23 protein-coding genes are annotated in these 12,648 nt (G+C 48.2%); 4 read left to right on the top strand and 19 right to left on the bottom strand.

Features of this window, described 5'->3' with window-relative positions; all coding sequences use genetic code 11:
- Nucleotides 1-172: 172 nt before the first annotated feature.
- On the bottom strand, nucleotides 173-676 hold the full coding sequence (locus tag BMZ79_RS26375; RefSeq protein ID WP_090646153.1) for an RNase H family protein: 504 nt from the start codon (nucleotides 674-676) through the stop codon (nucleotides 173-175).
- Nucleotides 677-760: 84 nt separating this feature from the next.
- Entirely contained in the window at nucleotides 761-1,369 is a 609-nt protein-coding gene (locus tag BMZ79_RS26370) for a GGDEF domain-containing protein (protein WP_090646150.1), read from the bottom strand.
- Nucleotides 1,370-1,644: 275 nt separating this feature from the next.
- Here BMZ79_RS26370 and BMZ79_RS26365 point away from each other — a divergent pair, with 275 nt between their 5' ends.
- The 3 genes from BMZ79_RS26365 to BMZ79_RS26355 all read left to right on the top strand — a co-directional run bounded on the left by BMZ79_RS26365 (nucleotide 1,645) and on the right by BMZ79_RS26355 (nucleotide 4,020).
- The gene (locus BMZ79_RS26365; protein WP_090646148.1) at nucleotides 1,645-2,499 is read left to right on the top strand and encodes a coiled-coil domain-containing protein; all 855 of its coding nucleotides are present in this window, start codon (nucleotides 1,645-1,647) and stop codon (nucleotides 2,497-2,499) included.
- Nucleotides 2,500-3,031: 532 nt separating this feature from the next.
- Nucleotides 3,032-3,187: a carbon storage regulator gene (locus BMZ79_RS26360; RefSeq protein WP_090646145.1), complete on the top strand. Its 156-nt coding sequence runs from the start codon at nucleotides 3,032-3,034 to the stop codon at nucleotides 3,185-3,187.
- 59 nt (nucleotides 3,188-3,246) lie between these two features.
- The gene (locus BMZ79_RS26355) at nucleotides 3,247-4,020 is read left to right on the top strand and encodes a flagellin N-terminal helical domain-containing protein (protein ID WP_090646142.1); all 774 of its coding nucleotides are present in this window, start codon (nucleotides 3,247-3,249) and stop codon (nucleotides 4,018-4,020) included.
- A 94-nt stretch (nucleotides 4,021-4,114) separates the two neighbouring features.
- Here BMZ79_RS26355 and rnhA read toward each other — a convergent pair whose 3' ends face one another.
- Both rnhA and BMZ79_RS26345 read right to left on the bottom strand, forming a co-directional pair.
- On the bottom strand, nucleotides 4,115-4,564 hold the full coding sequence (gene rnhA, locus BMZ79_RS26350) for a ribonuclease HI (protein ID WP_090646139.1): 450 nt from the start codon (nucleotides 4,562-4,564) through the stop codon (nucleotides 4,115-4,117).
- Nucleotides 4,561-5,151 (bottom strand): DUF2493 domain-containing protein, encoded by a 591-nt coding sequence (locus BMZ79_RS26345; RefSeq protein ID WP_256253152.1) that lies wholly within the window; start codon nucleotides 5,149-5,151, stop codon nucleotides 4,561-4,563. Before BMZ79_RS26345 ends, rnhA begins: the two co-directional genes overlap by 4 nt.
- 340 nt (nucleotides 5,152-5,491) lie before the next feature.
- On the opposite strand from BMZ79_RS26345, the gene BMZ79_RS34845 reads away from it, so the two are divergent.
- Complete coding sequence (locus tag BMZ79_RS34845; protein ID WP_218154802.1) at nucleotides 5,492-5,656, top strand: hypothetical protein; 165 nt, start codon at nucleotides 5,492-5,494, stop codon at nucleotides 5,654-5,656.
- 29 nt (nucleotides 5,657-5,685) lie between these two features.
- Here BMZ79_RS34845 and BMZ79_RS34455 read toward each other — a convergent pair whose 3' ends face one another.
- From BMZ79_RS34455 to BMZ79_RS26285, 15 genes are all read right to left on the bottom strand, one after another.
- A complete protein-coding gene (locus BMZ79_RS34455) occupies nucleotides 5,686-5,862 on the bottom strand; it encodes a hypothetical protein (protein WP_177222354.1) in 177 nt (58 codons plus the stop codon).
- Nucleotides 5,863-6,393: 531 nt separating this feature from the next.
- Nucleotides 6,394-6,831: a hypothetical protein gene (locus tag BMZ79_RS26340; RefSeq protein ID WP_090646134.1), complete on the bottom strand. Its 438-nt coding sequence runs from the start codon at nucleotides 6,829-6,831 to the stop codon at nucleotides 6,394-6,396.
- A 47-nt stretch (nucleotides 6,832-6,878) separates the two neighbouring features.
- On the bottom strand, nucleotides 6,879-7,148 hold the full coding sequence (locus BMZ79_RS26335; protein WP_177222353.1) for a LysM peptidoglycan-binding domain-containing protein: 270 nt from the start codon (nucleotides 7,146-7,148) through the stop codon (nucleotides 6,879-6,881).
- A gap of 102 nt (nucleotides 7,149-7,250) precedes the next feature.
- Nucleotides 7,251-7,496 (bottom strand): hypothetical protein, encoded by a 246-nt coding sequence (locus BMZ79_RS33865; protein ID WP_143089108.1) that lies wholly within the window; start codon nucleotides 7,494-7,496, stop codon nucleotides 7,251-7,253.
- Between the two features lie 14 nt (nucleotides 7,497-7,510).
- A complete protein-coding gene (locus BMZ79_RS26325; RefSeq protein WP_090646126.1) occupies nucleotides 7,511-7,987 on the bottom strand; it encodes a hypothetical protein in 477 nt (158 codons plus the stop codon).
- 294 nt (nucleotides 7,988-8,281) lie between these two features.
- On the bottom strand, nucleotides 8,282-8,539 hold the full coding sequence (locus BMZ79_RS26320; protein WP_218154801.1) for a hypothetical protein: 258 nt from the start codon (nucleotides 8,537-8,539) through the stop codon (nucleotides 8,282-8,284).
- A gap of 11 nt (nucleotides 8,540-8,550) precedes the next feature.
- On the bottom strand, nucleotides 8,551-9,018 hold the full coding sequence (locus BMZ79_RS26315) for a hypothetical protein (protein ID WP_090646122.1): 468 nt from the start codon (nucleotides 9,016-9,018) through the stop codon (nucleotides 8,551-8,553).
- A 294-nt stretch (nucleotides 9,019-9,312) separates the two neighbouring features.
- Nucleotides 9,313-9,588, bottom strand: coding sequence for a hypothetical protein (locus tag BMZ79_RS33860; protein WP_143089107.1), 276 nt, complete (start codon nucleotides 9,586-9,588; stop codon nucleotides 9,313-9,315).
- Nucleotides 9,589-9,604: 16 nt separating this feature from the next.
- Nucleotides 9,605-9,958 carry a hypothetical protein gene (locus BMZ79_RS26305; RefSeq protein WP_143089106.1) on the bottom strand — a complete coding sequence of 118 codons (354 nt, stop codon included), beginning with the start codon at nucleotides 9,956-9,958 and terminating at the stop codon, nucleotides 9,605-9,607.
- Between the two features lie 77 nt (nucleotides 9,959-10,035).
- Complete coding sequence (locus tag BMZ79_RS33855) at nucleotides 10,036-10,245, bottom strand: hypothetical protein (RefSeq protein ID WP_143089105.1); 210 nt, start codon at nucleotides 10,243-10,245, stop codon at nucleotides 10,036-10,038.
- Between the two features lie 85 nt (nucleotides 10,246-10,330).
- Nucleotides 10,331-10,624, bottom strand: coding sequence for a hypothetical protein (locus BMZ79_RS26295; RefSeq protein ID WP_143089104.1), 294 nt, complete (start codon nucleotides 10,622-10,624; stop codon nucleotides 10,331-10,333).
- On the bottom strand, nucleotides 10,625-10,831 hold the full coding sequence (locus BMZ79_RS34840; protein WP_218154800.1) for a hypothetical protein: 207 nt from the start codon (nucleotides 10,829-10,831) through the stop codon (nucleotides 10,625-10,627).
- Between the two features lie 44 nt (nucleotides 10,832-10,875).
- A complete protein-coding gene (locus BMZ79_RS26290) occupies nucleotides 10,876-11,061 on the bottom strand; it encodes a hypothetical protein (protein WP_090646108.1) in 186 nt (61 codons plus the stop codon).
- Nucleotides 11,062-11,456: 395 nt separating this feature from the next.
- Nucleotides 11,457-11,753 (bottom strand): hypothetical protein, encoded by a 297-nt coding sequence (locus BMZ79_RS33850; protein ID WP_143089103.1) that lies wholly within the window; start codon nucleotides 11,751-11,753, stop codon nucleotides 11,457-11,459.
- Between the two features lie 176 nt (nucleotides 11,754-11,929).
- Nucleotides 11,930-12,409: a hypothetical protein gene (locus tag BMZ79_RS26285; protein WP_218154799.1), complete on the bottom strand. Its 480-nt coding sequence runs from the start codon at nucleotides 12,407-12,409 to the stop codon at nucleotides 11,930-11,932.
- Between the last annotated feature and the right edge of the window lie 239 nt (nucleotides 12,410-12,648).

The following is a 12,648-nucleotide window of genomic DNA, read 5'->3' as shown; positions in this document are numbered from 1 at the left end:
GGTTCGGTTTGTACAGACCATCGCACATAGCATGCAAAAAGCACGATCAGCGCGATGAACAGAATGAGTGCGTATATGCTGAGTGCGAAAGAAGCTACGGTCAAGATAACAAGGCTAAGGACCAGCAGCAGCGTGCTATCGATAATCCGATCCATGATCGGGCCTATGCGATTCATCCGATCGACACCTCCATGAAGTTTTTGCGTGCCTTCTGTGCATACTGGCTGGCCGTATGGATCACCATAATATTGTTGTCCGGCTTCGGGCTGTCACCTAGATAATGCACCTTGTAGGACATCACCCTTTCCTCCAAGAGGAAATGGATCTGGCGCCAGAGATCTTCGTGCTGGAGATCCTGGCCGCTGGCTCCTTTGAAATCTTTTTTCGCCCAGCGATGAATGTGCTTGTTCATGCCGGCGCTCACCTGCGGGATACCTGTATAGATGTGAATGAAGCACTTGTTCTTAATTTGCTTGAGTCCTTCCAGTACGGCTTTCAATGTCATACGGGTCGGCGTCACGCCGTTCCCAAAGCCTGCGATAGTCTTGGTGTACTTCTGCCCATCAAGCACGCTGTGCAAATGAGCACAGTATCCACCTGCACCATCCTCCCCTGCTGTTCCAGACACCCACATTTCTACCCGGAGCTTATCGAACCCTAATTTGCCTTCAGGCATGGCCACGCGGCTTCCTCCCTTCAATGGAATAAAAAAAGACCGCACGATGGCGGTCAGATTCTAATATGAAACGAGCCGTCAGGCTCAACATGCACAAGCAGTTGTGGCATTCCTCCCTCGTTGCTTGGATTCGTACAGGCATTCATCCGCCTGCTTCATCGCCAGCTTGATATCTGAGCAGCTGGCTACGCCGATTGAAATCGTCACGGGCCTTCCATAAACGTGAACGTGTTGCTCTACGGCTTTCCGAAGGCGCTCTGCGATCGCATAGCTCTCTCGTATCTGCAATCCAGGCAAGATGATCGTGAACTCCTCTCCCCCATAGCGGTAGATGTCAGCACCTCGAATTTGGCTCATCATCGTATTGGCCACATCATAAAGGACCCCATCCCCTATCGCGTGTCCGAAGGAATCGTTGATGGACTTGAAATTATCGATGTCGATCATGAGCACCGACACCTGGCGCTTCCGATATACCTTCAGCTGTTGATCGAGTGCTGCCCTGTTACGCAGACCCGTCAATTTATCGGTCATGGCATGCTTTTGCCACGTCATGTTCCCTAAAATGTAGGCGTTAAGCGCGATGGCCGCGGCGAAGATGCCGGCCGCCGCTAGTTTTGGTACGAAATTCATGGTGATACCAGGCGCCATCATGGCCGCCGCCCAAAAAACACCGAAAATCTGCTTCCGCATGGAAACCGCCCTCCCCTTTCACCTCAGATTACATCAGAAAATTAGCTGATAGAATCTGATCTAATGTGTTCGGATGTATACCGTTTTAAATTGATTCAGATTTAATCAGAAATAAACAGAATAGAATAAGAAAGCTTAATCTGATAGAATCTGATGAAATATAATCAATACTAATAGAGTTTGATGGAGCCTGATCGATAATAATGGAGGCTGATCCAGCTTAAATCGTGACAGATCAGACCAGATTAGGTTAAAATATAACCTGAGGTGATCTGATGAGCGAGCAGGGGACCGGCGGCGTAATGAGTGCCCGCCTGAGCCAGGAATTTAGGCAGGACCCGCTATTTAAGCTGATATTGAAGACAGATTTGACCGACGAGCTCTTTGATGACTACATAGAGGCCATGAAAGAGGCCGTTGACTACACCACATCCGAGTTTGAGGAGTGGTACTGCACGCAGGAGCAGGCTCCGAACTTCTTGTGCAAGCCTTCGACCATGCGGAGCTGGCAGAAGCAGCTCAACCACTACATCGAGGCACGTATGAGTGGCCGGACCGTCCTCATGGACTACCAGGCCGTCTTCCGCCTCAAAATGGCGCTGCTACTTCGTAAGTCGCAGAACATTAAGCTCTCACGATGTGCCGAGCTGGTAGGCATCGTGTCGTCGGATCAAATTCGCGTATTCGAGCGAGATGAAATTGATGATGACCGACGCCCCAGCAGGGAGGGAGGGCTGGTCGATCCGTTTTCCAATGCATCGGAAGATCAGATGCGCATGCTCTCCGAGTTCATTGCGCAAGTTGTAGATAAGCGAATGGATGAAAAGATGCAGCTGCTTCTGCCTGGTGAGGATCGGATCGAGGAGATTAACGAGAAGATCGAGAGTATCGCCGGTGCGCTTACTGCCCTTCAAGAAAACGTGACAGATGATAAGCAACGAGAGCTCATCGAGCAGGCCGTCTCAACAATGCGTCAGGATGTCGATACGCGGGATAAAGTAATCCTAGAGCAATTGAAGGAATTGAAGGATGATAAACAGGCCAAGCTGGAGATGCAGCAGGAGATGAAGCAGGAGATCGTCAAATCTCTCCCGTGGTTTGTGAGGATGTTTGTGAAGAAAGACAAATGAGGAGGCCTTGATGAGGCCTCCTTTTTCATGAGGTATTTTGAAAATAGAATCATGTAACCATGGAAAATATAGAAATATAATCATATAACTATTAGGATATACGAAAATATTTAACATTTTCCTATGGAAAATATGAACGGTTAATTAACTTTGACGCTACCTGAAGCGTGACGGGTTCATCGCTTGTTCATTTCCTTGTAGATCTTAATGGTTTTTCGGTTTAGGGTGTATGTAACGAATAAGATCACGATGGTGATGACCTGCAAAATAATGACGGCGTATATCATTGGCTGATTCCCTCCTTTCCTTGTCTGGATGTACTGCCTTAGGCGTTCATCGGCATTTTCCTCCTAAAAAAGAATCTAATGAAATCTGATCTGATCTAATATGCTGCATTCTGCAGCGATTTGCATCGTCAAAACGAATAATTCAGTAGACCCATGGATTTTTTTAATTTTCATGTCATTTAGGTATAAACAATGCCATCTGTACGGTCGATATAGCTATTAGAACATCAAGGAGGATGTGTACTATGGCACTAGTGCTTGGTAGAAAACCCAATGAAAGCATCATTATCAATGGCAACATCGTTGTGACAGTTATTAAAACCGAAGACGATATGCTTCGGTTAAAGATCGAGGCACCAAAAGAGATTTCCATTGTAAGGGCGGAAATCGCTGATAAGTAAATCAATCCAAGTAGATGAAAGGAATCATCTACTACCTAACACACACGGAGGTAATACAAATGATTATCAACCACAATATTAGCGCGCTCAACACGCACCGCAACATGGCCCTGAATAACACGGCTGCTGGCAAGAATATGGAGAAGCTTTCTTCGGGTCTCCGCATTAACCGCGCTGCCGACGACGCTGCAGGTCTTTCGATCTCCGAAAACATGCGCGGACAAATCCGTGGACTTCAGCAAGCTCAACGCAATACGCAAGACGGCATCTCCTATGTTCAAACGGCTGAGGGTGCGCTGAACGAAGTATCCGCAATGCTGAGCCGAATGAAAGAACTGAAAGTTCAAGATGCTAACGGCACGTATTCGACTGAAGACAAAGCCAACATCGGCGAAGAGATGAAAGCGCTGGGTGGTCAAATCGACAACATCATGTCTAACACCACGTTCAACGGAATCAACATCAACAACACAACCGGTGTCGCTATCGCTACTGACGATAAAGGAACTCTCATCAATATTGGTCAAATTGTCACGGCTAGTTTTATTGGCCTTGATGACACGACTACGCTGGCTGAAGTAAATGATGGGATCAAAGCCGTTGCTACGGAGCGTGGCAAGCTGGGTGCGGTTCAAAACCGTCTCGAGTACACGTCCAACAACTTGGGCACGACGACCGAGAACCTGACGGCTTCCGAGTCCCGCATCCGCGATACGGACATGGCGAGCGAGATGGTCAACCTGACGAAGAACAACATTCTTCTTCAAGCTTCCCAATCGATGCTGGCTCAAGCAAACTCTGCACCACAAGGCGTTCTGTCCCTGCTTCGTTAATAAGCTCGGATATACAAACAACCGTTGGCATACGCCAGCGGTTTTCTTTTGCATTAATTAGTTACAATATGTATACATTCGGATACAAAATGGATTAAGCAATTGTCTTGCGATACATAATGATGGCTTCTCGTGCAAGCTGATCAGCGGTTACATTATGCTGCACGCCGGCATCCCGGTCGACTTTATGATAGGTGACTTGATGCAGCTTGTTCAGGTTGAGCAACTGCTCCCATAGCTCGCGGTGCTCAACCTTGCGCTTTTGCGTGTTCCGCCAGTTGTGGGCCACCCAATGCTCGTGCCATTTGTGCTTGAAACAATTTACGATGAAGGCAGAGTCGCTGTAAATCCGGACGCGGCAGGGCTCATTCAGTAACCGAAGGGCTTGGATCACGGCGATCAGCTCCATGCGATTATTCGTGGAATATGCCTCGCAGCCGTTAAATTTACCGATAATATCGCCATAAATTAAAACGGCACCCCAGCCACCAGGACCGGGATTGCCGCTGCACGCACCATCAGTATAGATCGCTACCTCTTTCAAACAAGCTCCTCCTCATATTTGACCACGCGGGTCTGCAGTTTGTATTTGTTGGCGAGATTAATCATATGCTCGGTGCCGCGTGAAGTTCCGTCCCAGAAGCAAACGCACCCTTGTGAAACTTTCGCCATCTGTTCGTTCCGACGATACCCTGCACTGCGATCCAACTTGCCTTTTAAGTGGAGGGGATTCCAGTCAGCAGGGAACTGGTCGATCGGCAAGCCGCGTTCTTTAGCATAATCTTCACCGAGCGAATCAGCACCGCGGGCCGCGCCGGACACAATGATCGTATACGGCTGATGCTGGAGAAAGAAGTCCAGCTTGGAGCGGAGTAGGGGATAGTCGTTGAAGTCACGGCTGCCTGCAACAATCAGGCGAAATAACTGCGCATCATCTGGAATCTCCCAGACATGCTGAATTGAGATTACCGATGCGTCATGGTGCCAAAAGCTGTTCAAATCTGATTCAGTCTGCGCCAGATCCACACGGAGTTCATCGAAGGACGTATGATCGCGATATTGTACGACGAACATGGGATAACCACCTCCAAAATGAACCTTGGCGTCAGCCAGAACAAATACGAACAACATGTGACAATTATGTGAAATCATCAATTGGAAGAAAACTGGGGTTCAAATACCCCAAGTTTGCCACTATGTAATATATATAGTGGCACTTTTAATCAAGCATCATGTCAGACCACCAAGAATCAAGGAATCATGCAACAAGATTCCAGAATTGGAAAAAGGGCAGGAGCCCAAAGAAACATGATCCATGACAAGATGCATGTTCCACTATGGAATAAAGCCGCATGACAGTCAATCAAGTAACACTGATTGGTCGATCATTTCCATGATACATACTTACATAGGTTGCACGGAGTCTGTCCATTTAGCGGACGGCATTGCCCCCTTCGGGGGGACTCATAGTATGGTCATTGGAGGGGGCAAGGGAGAAGCGTCATCGCTTGCGCCTGATAAAACCGAGCAGTTCGTGGGCATCGCCAAGAACTTTGATGACAATGCAGCCGATCATGAAGATCAGGCCCAGCAAGAGTATCCAATGCAACCAGAAGCGCATCGTGAACAGGAGTAGAAGCCCGATCCCAATGCGCCATTTCCACTTCATGATGCAACAGCCCCCACTTTCTCAATAAGGGCATTCCGATCCTTCACATAGTGGAGGAACTTGCCTCTGATCAGAGGTTTGCCGCCGCGCTCGACTTCCTGCTCCGCGCCGTCCACGACCACAATGATCGCGAAGTCGGCGCCGGCCGGACGAATAAAGAATCGTTGTATCATGAGAATCATCCTTTCAGATCGATTAGTTGGCCAATATGAGAGTTGTCGCTTGGTTGGTACGCAAACAGTTTAGACTGCGGATTGCGGGGAAGAAGCTTCAACGGTTGAATAGGAGGGAGAGCAGGCAAAGCTAAACGCGGACGAGGTTTACCCTCATTAACTACACGAACCAAAATAATTTCACGCATATGTATTAGTCTCCAAGTGGAAAGAATGGGGGGCGATGCAAAGTGATGCCCTTCTCACGACAGGATTCCTCGATCTCTGCTATGAGAGCGGCAGCACGTTCGTCCTGATTTTGAAAATACAAGGTATCAGCCTGGTGTAGCTTGATTCGTAACTCAGGCGGGAGGAGATTCGTCTGAAGAATGTACAGGCGATCGTCCAGGGACAGCTTTGTCTTTTTGATCTTTTTATCTATATTGACCAGCCCCTTGCATTACTGTTTCGGCTTAGAGAAGCCATCATCAGGCATGGCACTACCATGCTACAGTGCGGGAAGGGGCCCGCATGTTAAAATGAAATAGGCCGTCAGGCCAGCGCCTCAAGAAGTGAGGCAAAGACCTGCGGCACGAAGACAGCATTATCTGTGAGGATCTTCTCGAACCCATGGCTGATCTTGCCTTGAGCCCAGAGATTCGTCGTGCGATAGGTCTGTCCGGCGTGCGGACCGCTCGTAAACCGAAGGACGAAAGTGTTACCGCCGTGACCGCGGAAATAGCCTTTTTCATCTTCGAATCCGATCACGTAATGCTCACCATTGATGCGAGCAACAATACGACCGTCATCAACTAAACGATCTCCATTATTCATGGCATCAACATATTCGCTCCAGAAGTCGCGATAGAACGCCCGATTTTTCTCGCGGCAGCCGGCACACCGAATCCAATTGATCTCGTTATTAGTAAGATGGGGCGGGATCAGCCTGGTCGGGCCGCATTCGAAACAACATGTCAATTTAATATGCATGAATATCAACCTCCGAAATTAATATCGTAAATAATCGAGCCGTCAGGTTATTTGGACATCGGGACCAAGATTACATCACCGGGATGAAGATTAACGTTATGCATCTCGTTATAGTCCTGCATGACCGCAACAATGTCGCGCGTATTTGTATCCACCGTTGACGTTTGCGCAATGCTCCACATGGTGTCGCCGGATCCGACTATGTATTGCTTCCAGGTGACATTGTTGAAATCAGACTGCACGTTGCGCCAGATGACCGCGGAGAATAGGATAAGCAGGCCAATAACGGCGATGGGCATTTTATGTTTCGTAATCATCATCAATACCTCCAGTGGTATTAAGTCTCAGCTGCCTGCCCGATGGAGGCATTTTGGACAACAAAAAAAGCACCCACATAATGTGAGTGCTTCAAGGAAATACTATAGTTCGATTGGTTTCATTTCAATTTCGCCGGATTTACATTTACGGATGAACTCGGTCATAGCTGCCCGAGATTCAGGCGTATGGCCATCGCGACCACTTGGATCCGTATGGATACCACGAGGGTCAATCATCTCAAGCCTTTCAAGATCAACGATTGTCTCTTTTACACGAGCAGTTCCAACCGTTACTCGAATAGGTTGTCCTTTCGCATTTTGGACACCGTGCAATATTTTACGCGCCATAAGATCACGCCCTTCTACGTATAGTATACCCTGTACCAGTGATTTGAGACAACACCATGTATGCCCATCTTACGATCGGGAAGCGGGAAAGCCTTGAACAGGCGGGCATAATAATCCTCCAACGACGACTTTGGTGTCAAAGCCAAGAAGCCCTCGTATCCGAAGGAGTTACTGATTGCTCCGGCAAAACCAATAAGGATCCGTGATACATTCACAAATTGCCTTGGATTTGCAACAGAGCGATTATGTGGCGCATTCTCAAGCAAATGTATGTAGACGTGATCCCCAGCATCGGACAGGGAAATGGCACCTTGAGCGGTGCCAGTAGCATCGTCAATAAGGACGAATGTTTCTCGGTCCGTTGCCTTGAGCTCCCTGTGCCAGCTGAGGCCCTTCGTCCATCTTGCTTTAGCGGCTTGATTAGGCTGCATAGCTGCGATGACTGCTTTATGTCGTACTCCATGAATATCTTCCAAATACCAATCTGCCATCTCTCAACCCCCATAGCATCATGATACACGATCTATTACTAGAAGGGGAGACAGAAGCAGTCCTGGTGCTGAATGCCGAGTCCGCATGTGCAGAACGAAGGATCTTCAGCCGGCTGCTCCAACAATGAGGCGGCGTGGAAGATGGCAGGCGTTACATCATCTTCGGAGAAGTGATCCGTAGGCTCAGGAGCATGCCAATCAAAATCTGCGCGTGCATCCAGATGAGCAGGGATATACCCATAGTCCGGACGGCAATCGCAATCAACAGGAAACGGAGTTCCACATGCGCACATATTAACGACTTCCTCTCGATGAAGATTTGATGAAATAGATCAAGCCCCAGATGCCTCCGCCGATGATCATTATGATCCACCAGCCATTAACCACGAGCAGAAACGGGCCGCAGAAGAAATACGTCGCGCTGCCGATCATCAGAATCCATGGCTTCATAACTTCGAAGTTACGACCCTGGCGGGCCGAAGCGACAATACAAATAAAGGCGATCCATGCTACGATCGCTAGGAAGAGACCAATGCCTTCCATATCATTCAAACCTTTCGTATTCAGATATATGGCTTCGGACGGGCCGCCCCAAGATGCGTAAGACTTAATAGCTCATGAGGGAAGAAGGTACACGTCTGCATGCTGGATGTCCGCTCATCCTTATCCGTGCAGAGCAGCTTCCGAAACTCGTACATAACCATGCCATTGCGATTCTGCTCGCGCGTATACACGCCTTCGTAGATGTAGCCGGCATGCACAAAACGATAGAAATCTCCGCGGATCAGGCCGTAATCGATAGGAAGATCGCCGATCATCTCCAGCTCCGTAATCGTATCAAGATGGAAGCAATCCGAAGGGATCAGCTCATATTCCTCAGCCTCATGATGCATGGAGACATTGCTGAAATATAAGCATGGACCATCGACACGTTCCAGCCGGCCCGCAGTAGGGGCGCCGTAAAAGAGGAAATGATAATTCGCACCAATGACATAGCTGCTGATGCTTATATAGACAGACGCAAGTTCCAAGCAGATTCCTCCTAGCCATACCTTCCGTATAGTCGCTTGATATAGGGCTCCCATTCATTTGGCCGCGAAACCATGTAGCATTGCTGCAGCTGAAACGTGAGAAAGAACATGACCGACTGCTTGCCGATCATATAGTCCTGGCCCACGTCGAACTGGAGGCACGGGGAGAAGCGATGATGCAATCCGCAAGGCACACCATCATTCTCATCAAACGAGTTCACGTATACAGCACGATAGGCAATATTGTCACAAACGAAGTAGTATAGCTCGCCGGGGATAAAGGCCAAGTATGACTCAATGAGCTCCAGAATCGATCTCCTCCATACGCTGAATGGCTGTAGTAGCAGGACGATACAAGCCTTTGCCTGCATGGTATTCCACATAGCCATGTGTAACGAGGGAATAAACAATCTTACCGAAGTCATCATGGCTAATGCTTACTGTACCATCAAGCAGATGCTGCTGTCGCCATGCATACCGGTTCACACCATCGTAAAGGGGATATAGCGAACGGCAAAGAAAAGCCAGGGCGCGGAAAACATCGAGGGAAATGCGTTGCTGTTCCGTCATGATTATACACCCAGCCTTAACGGTTACTTGCAGTGCTGTTTCCGGACTCGTAAGCTTCTTCGAGCTGGACACAGTTACATCCACCAAAGGCCCAGCGGGGATCGTCGGTGGTTTTATTGTACTGGGCGATCGCAAATGCATTATGTATCGTCTTACCCTTATAGACGACGGTGCCATAGAATCGATAGCGTGTCATCAGGTAATCATCCCGATCGATACCGGAGCTTTCTACGGTGAAGGATTCCACGTCGCCGTGATTGAAGTCAATAAGGCCATCAATAGCGAACTGCTCCGCTTTATCCTCTCTGGACGTACAACCCGCAAGCAATACAGCCGCCAATGCAGCAGCCGCGATCATCTTGAATTTCAAACTAAACATCTCCCAATTAAAGTATAGGCAAAAAGACATAGGGACATTTTACCACTCTATCAATGCAACGTATAGTCCTAACCGGCCGTAAGAACCTCTTCGGTAAATAACGTATGAAGCTGATCCTTGCGGATATGATTGATCTTGCCATTATGCAGCCCATAGAAGCTGAAACGTTTCTCTCTTGTAACAGGGTCGAATTGGCCATTGGGGATACCATAGACGAAACCATGCTCCCGGTAGAAGCCGATATAGACGCCATGATCCTTCAGGTGTTTCATGTTCATGTGGTCACAACCTTTCACGATTAATGGGGGAGGGCGCGGGAATAAAAAAAGTCACACTGCCCTAGATAAGAGCAGTGTGACTCAGCTACAAAAACAAGGAATCCATATCCGTAATCACCATATACGCAATCGCAAGTCCAACCGCGCATAAAACCAATAACGTATAGAAGAGAGCTTGAGGGGGATCCTTGCGAAACGCACGTTTATACAGCTTCTCTAGTAGCGTGCAAATCAATATGCTTCCGAATAAGCTGATAAAAACGAGGCGCGTTGCATGAAACGATAAAGCGATGCATGCAAAAACCAGCAGGCCGATCCATGAGAAAATGGATAACTCTCCGCCATGACGGAGTTTCTTACGCATTTGATGCCTACCCAACTATTCGTCCTCCTCTGGAAAGTAAAGATCCTTCACCTGGTCCAAGGAATACCCATACACAGCATGCTTCCCAGAGATGATCACAAACATCAGGCCGGCGGAAAGATCAAAGCCATGAACATAGCCTAATATCCGAGTAGAGGAAGTAGGAGAAGTATAGGTAAAACCTACATAGTCACCAACACGCACCTCGATATCATGCAGCATAAACGATTGACGCACATGACAGTATTCAGAAACGAGCTCCACAATTAAACCTCACTTGGTCCAAGCATGATCTTCTTGTCGCCTTCATGCCGATACATAATAACGTTGAACACTTCCGGATCAGCCTTCCAGCGATCGTACATAAACTTCGCTTGACCATACGGCATTGCAGCGGTATGCAAATCAGATGCATCCATATCGGCGGAAACAGAATACATATTAATCTCCATGCCAATCACCTCACATTATGTACTGGATGATAATCAGGCAATAAGCAATACGGATGAAACTTAATAATCAGATATGCCCATGTGCACATTGTAGCACATTACATCACAATGAATCATGCCGTCAGGCACTTATAGAAGAACCCAATCTGATTCATGATATGACCGACGGAGATCGAGGCGAACATGAGAAGGAGCACGCTGCACCTGCTTCTCAAAAGCGATGTCTTGCGTAAGATAGATGTATTCAGCACACGTATCACATGCACCGCAATAGTCGCATGTGCTTGCAATCGTATTATTAAGGGCATCCGCATGGGACTGCATATTTTCAAGTTTCATCAAGCATACCTCCACGTAGGGATTATTCATCGGAATGCATCATGCCGTCAGGCATATCAAGACCGAAGGGGCGGCGGGGAAGCGGGAGAGGAATACAAAGCTAATCGCTCATGTCCATAAGAAGTAGGAGACAACATCTTGACTCCCCATTGCCCAACACGCACAGATAGATAGTTACGAGCAACAAGCATATCCATAAGAGCAACTGCTTCGTCATAGCACATACGGTCATTCGTAAACTCCAAATGCATAGCATGGCATGTAGCGATAGGCACCTCATTCGTTTCGCTCATCTGCATTAAACGCACGATGCTGCTGAACAAAGCCAGCGCATCAGGTTGATTCGGTTTCATAACAAGCCTCCATTCAGAGGAAATAGGAAGGGGGAAGGATGGACGATTTTGATCGATCATGATGAAGAGCGGCGTCAGACGCCCATCACAGCAGGGGCAAGCGGGGGAGCGGGAAAGGAAAGAAGCTCCCTATACGCATGAAGCATATAGAGAGCATAGATACTAGAGCATAGATACTAGATAGCACCAATGTAACGATAGTAATCATCCCAGTCAGCAAAGGCACCACCGAAGGGACCTTCCTCACGAGCATCGTAATCGTCCATGTCGCCTTCCTCGCACGTAGCACTTTCATTGATGCTATCGTCCTCGATACCACCTTCTGCATAGAGCACTGCCCATGCAAGTGCCTCATTCATCGCCTGATCATCAGGGAAGGAATCATGGTCATCAACAGAATGCAGGACACGTTCAGATTCCAAGGAATCAAGGATATAGTAGTTGAACCATGGATCCACAGCATCACGGATTGCACGCACATAAACCGTATGCACGCCTTCAACCTTCCAGGTGAGCTTATTGATCTCGGTAATAGTCGCATTAACAGTCGCTTGCATGATAAACATCTCTCCTTGCACGTAGTTTAGCCTCAAGATGAAATGCGGCGTCAGCCGCTCTCCTGTGCCACGTATAGCGTCAATAGCTTCTTGATGCACGAATGATACATCGAGATGAACAGCGCCGTCAGGCGCCCCTCTAGCGTGTCTCATCGCACCTATCCGAAGGCATGATCATATCAGCATCATGGCCATAAAGAAGCACGATCATCCGGATGCAGAAGCGGGATGCGAATTTCCAATTTTCAACCCCAGGATGCTCGGTGAGCTGGACACATGAAGCGGGAACGAACCTGCTGTGGCCCCCTCTGGGCATGGTGTCATGTCGCTGGGCAAAG

This window comes from Paenibacillus sp. UNC496MF, from assembly GCF_900113915.1.
GTDB classification, from domain to species: Bacteria; Bacillota; Bacilli; order Paenibacillales; family Paenibacillaceae; genus Paenibacillus_Z; species Paenibacillus_Z artemisiicola.
This window is presented reverse-complemented; position numbering and strand designations above follow the sequence as displayed.